The following is a 5,658-nucleotide window of genomic DNA, read 5'->3' on the forward strand; positions in this document are numbered from 1 at the left end:
GCTTTCAAAGATGAATACACTCTTTAACAATTTACTAAATGGTTGCAAATTATCTGTTAATCATTCGTTTGATTATACCTATTTATCCCGGCGTTATAATTAATGGGGATAATCTTATAAAGTTCCTGACATTAAAAATGAAGAATTTCGAGAAATATCAGGCTTACCTTGAACACTATATGGTTGAAAATTCGAAAATTGCCTTTGCCAATCTTCTTACTTATGACTGTTTTCGTAGAGCAAAGGTATGCTTTGAAGAGGAGAAACGCCTTCAATTTTCCCACAGTTGGTATCCTCTAATAGTCTTGTAAAACATTTAATTCTTTTGAAAGAGTATTTTCAAAAAGAATACAATTCTCCGCTATTAATCAGAGACTGTGATGAAAAATTCATTGCAAACATAGATGCGCCGGGATACAGCAAAAATAGCCGCTCCAGATTGTGTTTTGATCAATTTACAACAGGATTTAAATATTCCAGGAATCAGGAAAGCAAAACTTTCATGGAAACCGGTTAAAATATTAGTGTGTGATACTCTAAAATTTTAGGAGGAGATATAGGTGCTTGCCATTTTCCAGGGGATTGCAAGTTTTATCGATGAGCTTGTTAACTGGCTAAAAAGTGCAGACCTTGAAAGCCTTAGGGTCTTTATTAAATCTTTCGAGAGTTTTGACCCTATAATCCTTTTGGTGCTTGCAATCCTTGGTTTCACCCTGGCTTTTTTGGGAAGGAGGATTTTCATCGTTCCTTATACAGCGGCCTGGATAATGATGGGCTACTATATGGGCTACAAATTTGGCATCTCCGCGGGAAAAGATATCTATGGCATTGAACTTGGGCTTCTCTGTGCAATTTTACTTCCCATAATATCCATAAAAGCAAGAAAGGTCTTTCTTTTCATCATATCCATGCTGGTTACAATGTTTCTTTGTGTTTACCTTTTTTCAAGCCTGAATATTGGCAAAGATTTGAATATTCTTGATCCATACTTTTTCATAACCGGGGTCATTGTGGCTTTAATTGCGCTCAAGTTCGAAAATCAATTGATAATCGCCGTCACTTCTTTGATGGGAAGTTTTCTTTCTGCCATCGCGATAGCAGGATACCTTTCAGACAAGTTCCCGAATGTACCAGAAACGCTCATTTTGATTCTTCTGGTTGTGCTGATATTCTCAGCGAGTCTTGGCATACAATTCAAGTATTACTCCAAAGAGAGAATTGAACAAGAAACGAGAGAGGAATTCTTACCTCCGAAAGGAAAAAATGCAAATAAATCCAATAAATAGGCGAGTGATACAATGGTTATTCGGTTTCTTTCAGATCTCTTTGGTGAAAATACTTATATCATCAAAAAAGGTCTTGATGTCTTTGTAATTGATCCCGGGAAAGGGACCTTCGAAAGAATAAAAAAGCACGGTGGGAAGAATTTTTGGATTCTCCTTACCCATTCGCATGTTGATCATATTTTTGAGCTTTCATATTTTGCGAAAGCCAATCTCTTCTTCAATGAAAGCGTTGATTTTGTCAACAATCCCAGGAGCAATCTTTCACTTTACTATCCCATGAAACCTTTGGAGCTTGATAGTTTCAACATTTTAAATGAAAAGAACCTACCAGATGGTTTTGAAGTAATCAAAACGCCGGGTCATACACCAGGCTCAGTGTGCTTTTTGTACATGAAAAAATACCTTTTCACCGGTGATACATTATTCAGCGATTCCATTGGAAGAACGGACTTACCGGGAGGGAGTGAAGAGAAACTTCTTGAATCACTGAAACTGTTAAAAGGATTGCTTGAGAAAAATCCTGAACTGGAGGTTTTTCCAGGCCATGGCTCTCCGGCAAAAGCGGTAAATATTCTCAGGCAGAACCCTTATTTGAAGGGTCTTTAGATAGATGTGTTAACCCTTGAATTCTCTGTTTTGCATTAACCAATACAGCTTGAAATACAGCGAACGTTTCCCCGGAGGCATATCCGAAGTTTTGTCGATTAAGCTGTTAACGATTTTCCAGCTTTTTTCAAAAGCCTCCCTTGAAAGGTCTTTCAATTTTTCAAAATCAGGAGTGCCTTCCTCGAAAATTGTATTGACTCTCTCCTGCAGTTCCAACTCATAGTTGCTCGCAGTCTCTTTGAAATATTCACGGGCTTTTAGATAGTTCTTAAGAGCGTTTCTGTAAAAACGTTCTCCATGATACCAATGTTTTAAGCCATCTTCTTCTGTTTTATAAGGCAACGTACTCTCTTCATTGTTAAACCAGACGGGTTTAAATACCGACAAACAAGGGGCACTGTTGTTGGTTACCCACACTGTTGTGATGTCATCTATTTCACAGACCATCGAAGCGGTTGTTTGGCTTGAAATTATGCCGCCAGCATGCATGCACACAGTTTTCATGGATCCTCTCGTTATATTTTGAGTGTCCCCGTGGTCCCTTAATATCTCGAATATCTCTTTGACGGTTAACAGGGGCAGCTTGTCCCTGATCAGCTTCTCCGTACGCTCTTTTCTGAACCGCCCACCAGAGAAGAGGGCATACAGTCCTTTACCAAAGGCTTTGTTGAATTCAAAGTCATCCACACTTTTGCACCAGCGCTTTTTTACCGCATGTTCAATTGCTTCTGGATGAATCATATCGAAGTCATTTCCAATGCTAAGGGCGTTAGATATGGTACCAATGGCATCAACTTTTTTTGCAGCCCAGTACTTGCCCGCTGTTTCAAGGACCCATGCTTTTTCCCTGTCAGCTATAATGAAAGAATTGTGGTACATCAATCTTTTGGTAAAACCCCCGTTTCCACCCTGTCCCGGGTTTCCAATCAAAGTGGTAATAATATTGAGAGCCGCATCAGCTGACGAAGCCCTTTCAAGGGCTATCCTGAGAATGTCCATTCCGAGAAGTCCCTTTTCTGACACATGTTCTTTGGTAAACACGGCTTCATTTCCTATTACCACATTGTCCTCATTGATACCCATTTCCCCACCCCAGATCCAGGAAGGCTTTGAAAGCAAAAAGGCTTTTGTTCTTCTGACCTGTGGAATATCAATATAAGTTGCGGAGAGCTCTTTTTCCTCATGAACCTGTGAAGGGTAGAATACCATGGCTTGTGGTTCATTGGGTTCCCTGTCACTGTTTTTTGCAAAAAGCATTTTGCCTCCAGTGATCTTGGGTGTTATAACAATCGTATCGCACATGGATATTCACCTGCCTTGAATTTTGTACCATATCTGACCGATGAATTCGTGAATGCCACTTATGTTGGCTTCCAATGCATCTTTCCCGGGCAAAAAATCCACCCAGCTCAAAGAAGCATAGTCATATAGATAATCCGTTGGATAAGCGGAAACACTAATGGCATTTCTTTGAAAGGTATCGATGGCTCTTTTCATATGAACGGCAGAGGTAACGAGTATAACCTTGGCCCATCTTTTTGCCCTGAAAATCTCTGAAACCTGTAAAGCATTTTCAGCGGTTGTTCTTGCTGATTTGTCAATTATGATGTCTTTATAATCAACACCCCATTCCTCAAGCACCGTTGCCATAACTTCTGCCTCTGTCAAAGAGTCTCTTCCAAGAGGGGAGCCTCCGGTTAGAACAATTGGCTTGTCAAGTTTCTTATAAAGCTCAAACCCCTTCAAAAGACGTTTTAAGGTGTGAGGACCCAATTCCACCTCTCCGTTTCCAAGAATTATTCCCCCTCCCAGAACAACAATAGCATCATGATCTTGAAGCAAATCCAGAGAAGGAGGGGAATAAGCTTGCTCAAGGGGTTTTACATACAAAATCGTCCCGACACCCGTACTTAATAAATAAAGAAATAAAGTGGTCAGAACCACGATATACGCCAGTATTTTCTGGTAAGTAGCTAATGCTTTTTTAAGACTGATTATGCCCGTTATAAGTAAGATGACGATAATTATCCCGGGTGGTGTAAGAAAAGCACTTAAAAACTTTTCAAAGTAAAGCATTCAGAGACACCAACCTCTATCTTCTGCCTTTAATTGCAAGCATTGACATCAAATTATCGGTGATCAGATAATCACATTGAGTTTTGACCTTCAAAGCCAATTCGGGGTCATTCAATGTCCAGAGCGCGATTTTTATGCCTTCATCGCGAAAGCCTTTCAGCAGTTCCAAGCCTATCTTCAAGCCAAACCTTTCAAAAATCTGGACTGGCAGGTGGAGGGAAAAAGGAGCGTAATGCCCAATGAGTTCTTCGATGTATTCCAGTCCCTTGCCCTCTGCATCCTCGCCTATTAAAAGACCGATTTTGGCTTTGGGATCGGCTTTTCTCACTTCAGATAAGCACTCGTGGATAAAAGAAGAAAAAACAGTTCTTTCCAATGCATCAAAGCTTTTGACCAGCGGGACAACAAATCGGGCAGCATCTGGATCTTTGATTTCCACGTTGATAACCACATCATCCGGGAGTTCAAGATAGGCCTTTTCTAGGGTTGTGAGCTTTTCGTCCGATATGAGCCTCGCTTTCTTGAGTTCTTTATAGCTCACCTCTTTTATTTTTATATCAACGCCAAACAGCCTTTTCAAATCTTCATCATGAGTGAGGATCAATGAACCGTCTTTTGTGAGCCAAACATCGGTTTCAACACCATCGGCACCAAGTTGAATTGCTCTGATAAGAGAGAGAAGGCTATTTTCCCCTTCCCCTTTTCCCATGCCCCGATGTCCCAGAATCTTAAGCATTTTCATCATCTCCTATGTTGAGAAAGGTGTTTTTCTTTTCCCCTTCCATTGCTATGATTTCGTTTGCCTTTGAAATGATTTCATCTAACCTCCCACCTTTTCCTTGCCTTATAGCCTCTTCTTCTAAAGTTCCCCACAAAATATCACCACAGACCATGACTTTAAGGCCCACTTTGAAGAAAAAATCGATGAGGTAGGGATATTTTTCAACGATTTCTTCTATTTTCATATTTTTGTTTATCACGAGAATCCCTCCGTGAATAAGCGTCTTCATTTGAAGATTATAGCAGTTTATGAGCAATATTCTAAGGTATGCTCGATAATACGCTTTTTCGCTTTAACGTGTTTATTCCTTATACTTGATAATGGGAAAATAAAAACGGAGGCGATTATTGGTGGAAAGAATCGAAAGGCACCCTATTCTCACCTTCAAAAGAGGAAAAAAGATCCGCTTTTTCTTCGAGGGCAGAGAGCTCATGGCGTATGAAGGTGAGACAATAGCCGCAGCGCTGCATGCTAATGGGATAAGGGTTCTCAGATATACCCCTAAAAAGGCAAGGCCGCAAGGGCTTTTTTGTGCTATTGGCAAGTGTTCCTCCTGTCTCATGGAAGTTGATGGCATTCCAAATGTCAGAACTTGCATGACGCTGGTAAAGGATGGAATGGCTGTGCGCCGCCAAAAGGGAAGGGGGGAGTTCCTTGACTGAGTGCGATGTTCTTATCATAGGTGGTGGACCTGCAGGGCTTGCGGCGGGAATTGAAGTGGGAAAGGCGGGCTTAAAAGCCCTCATTGTCGATGAAGGGGTCAGATTTGGCGGACAATTGGTAAAGCAAACCCATAAATTCTTTGGCAATGAGGAATTTTACGCTTCGGTGAGGGGCTTTGAAATCGCCGAGAAATTACTCGAAGAACTGAGAGCCATGGACAATGTTGAGCTAATGCCAGAATCAACA

General features: G+C 40.9%; 8 protein-coding genes. 4 read left to right on the forward strand and 4 right to left on the reverse strand.

The window, feature by feature from the left end:
• Positions 1-560 precede the first annotated feature (560 nt).
• On the forward strand, positions 561-1,286 hold the full coding sequence (locus tag AC3LHT_RS04300) for a hypothetical protein (protein WP_290644802.1): 726 nt from the start codon (positions 561-563) through the stop codon (positions 1,284-1,286).
• Between the two features lie 12 nt (positions 1,287-1,298).
• On the forward strand, positions 1,299-1,892 hold the full coding sequence (locus AC3LHT_RS04305; RefSeq protein ID WP_290644804.1) for an MBL fold metallo-hydrolase: 594 nt from the start codon (positions 1,299-1,301) through the stop codon (positions 1,890-1,892).
• Between the two features lie 9 nt (positions 1,893-1,901).
• Here AC3LHT_RS04305 and AC3LHT_RS04310 read toward each other — a convergent pair whose 3' ends face one another.
• The 4 genes from AC3LHT_RS04310 to AC3LHT_RS04325 are packed head-to-tail and all read right to left on the reverse strand — an operon-like array spanning position 1,902 to position 4,948.
• Positions 1,902-3,194 (reverse strand): C69 family dipeptidase, encoded by a 1,293-nt coding sequence (locus AC3LHT_RS04310; protein WP_290644806.1) that lies wholly within the window; start codon positions 3,192-3,194, stop codon positions 1,902-1,904.
• A gap of 6 nt (positions 3,195-3,200) precedes the next feature.
• The gene (locus tag AC3LHT_RS04315) at positions 3,201-3,968 is read right to left on the reverse strand and encodes a YdcF family protein (RefSeq protein ID WP_290644808.1); all 768 of its coding nucleotides are present in this window, start codon (positions 3,966-3,968) and stop codon (positions 3,201-3,203) included.
• Between the two features lie 16 nt (positions 3,969-3,984).
• Positions 3,985-4,704, reverse strand: coding sequence for a glycerophosphodiester phosphodiesterase family protein (locus tag AC3LHT_RS04320; RefSeq protein WP_290644810.1), 720 nt, complete (start codon positions 4,702-4,704; stop codon positions 3,985-3,987).
• Positions 4,697-4,948, reverse strand: coding sequence for a DUF1858 domain-containing protein (locus tag AC3LHT_RS04325; protein WP_290644812.1), 252 nt, complete (start codon positions 4,946-4,948; stop codon positions 4,697-4,699). Before AC3LHT_RS04325 ends, AC3LHT_RS04320 begins: the two co-directional genes overlap by 8 nt.
• Before the next feature lie 151 nt (positions 4,949-5,099).
• Between AC3LHT_RS04325 and AC3LHT_RS04330 the strand changes: the two genes are divergently transcribed.
• Positions 5,100-5,411 (forward strand): (2Fe-2S)-binding protein, encoded by a 312-nt coding sequence (locus AC3LHT_RS04330; RefSeq protein ID WP_290644814.1) that lies wholly within the window; start codon positions 5,100-5,102, stop codon positions 5,409-5,411.
• Positions 5,404-5,658: FAD-dependent oxidoreductase (locus AC3LHT_RS04335; protein ID WP_488662082.1), on the forward strand; the 255-nt coding region annotated here is incomplete at its 3' end. The genes AC3LHT_RS04330 and AC3LHT_RS04335, both read left to right, overlap by 8 nt.

Source organism: Kosmotoga sp., assembly GCF_982836095.1.

Excerpts from the sequence above, each read along its gene's own strand:
- AC3LHT_RS04315 (WP_290644808.1), bottom strand. The coding sequence starts at position 3,968 with ATGCTTTACTTTGAAAAGTTTTTAAGTGCTTTTCTTACACCACCCGGG.
- AC3LHT_RS04310 (WP_290644806.1), bottom strand. The coding sequence starts at position 3,194 with ATGTGCGATACGATTGTTATAACACCCAAGATCACTGGAGGCAAAATG.
- AC3LHT_RS04320 (WP_290644810.1), bottom strand. The coding sequence starts at position 4,704 with ATGCTTAAGATTCTGGGACATCGGGGCATGGGAAAAGGGGAAGGGGAA.
- AC3LHT_RS04305 (WP_290644804.1), top strand. The coding sequence starts at position 1,299 with ATGGTTATTCGGTTTCTTTCAGATCTCTTTGGTGAAAATACTTATATC.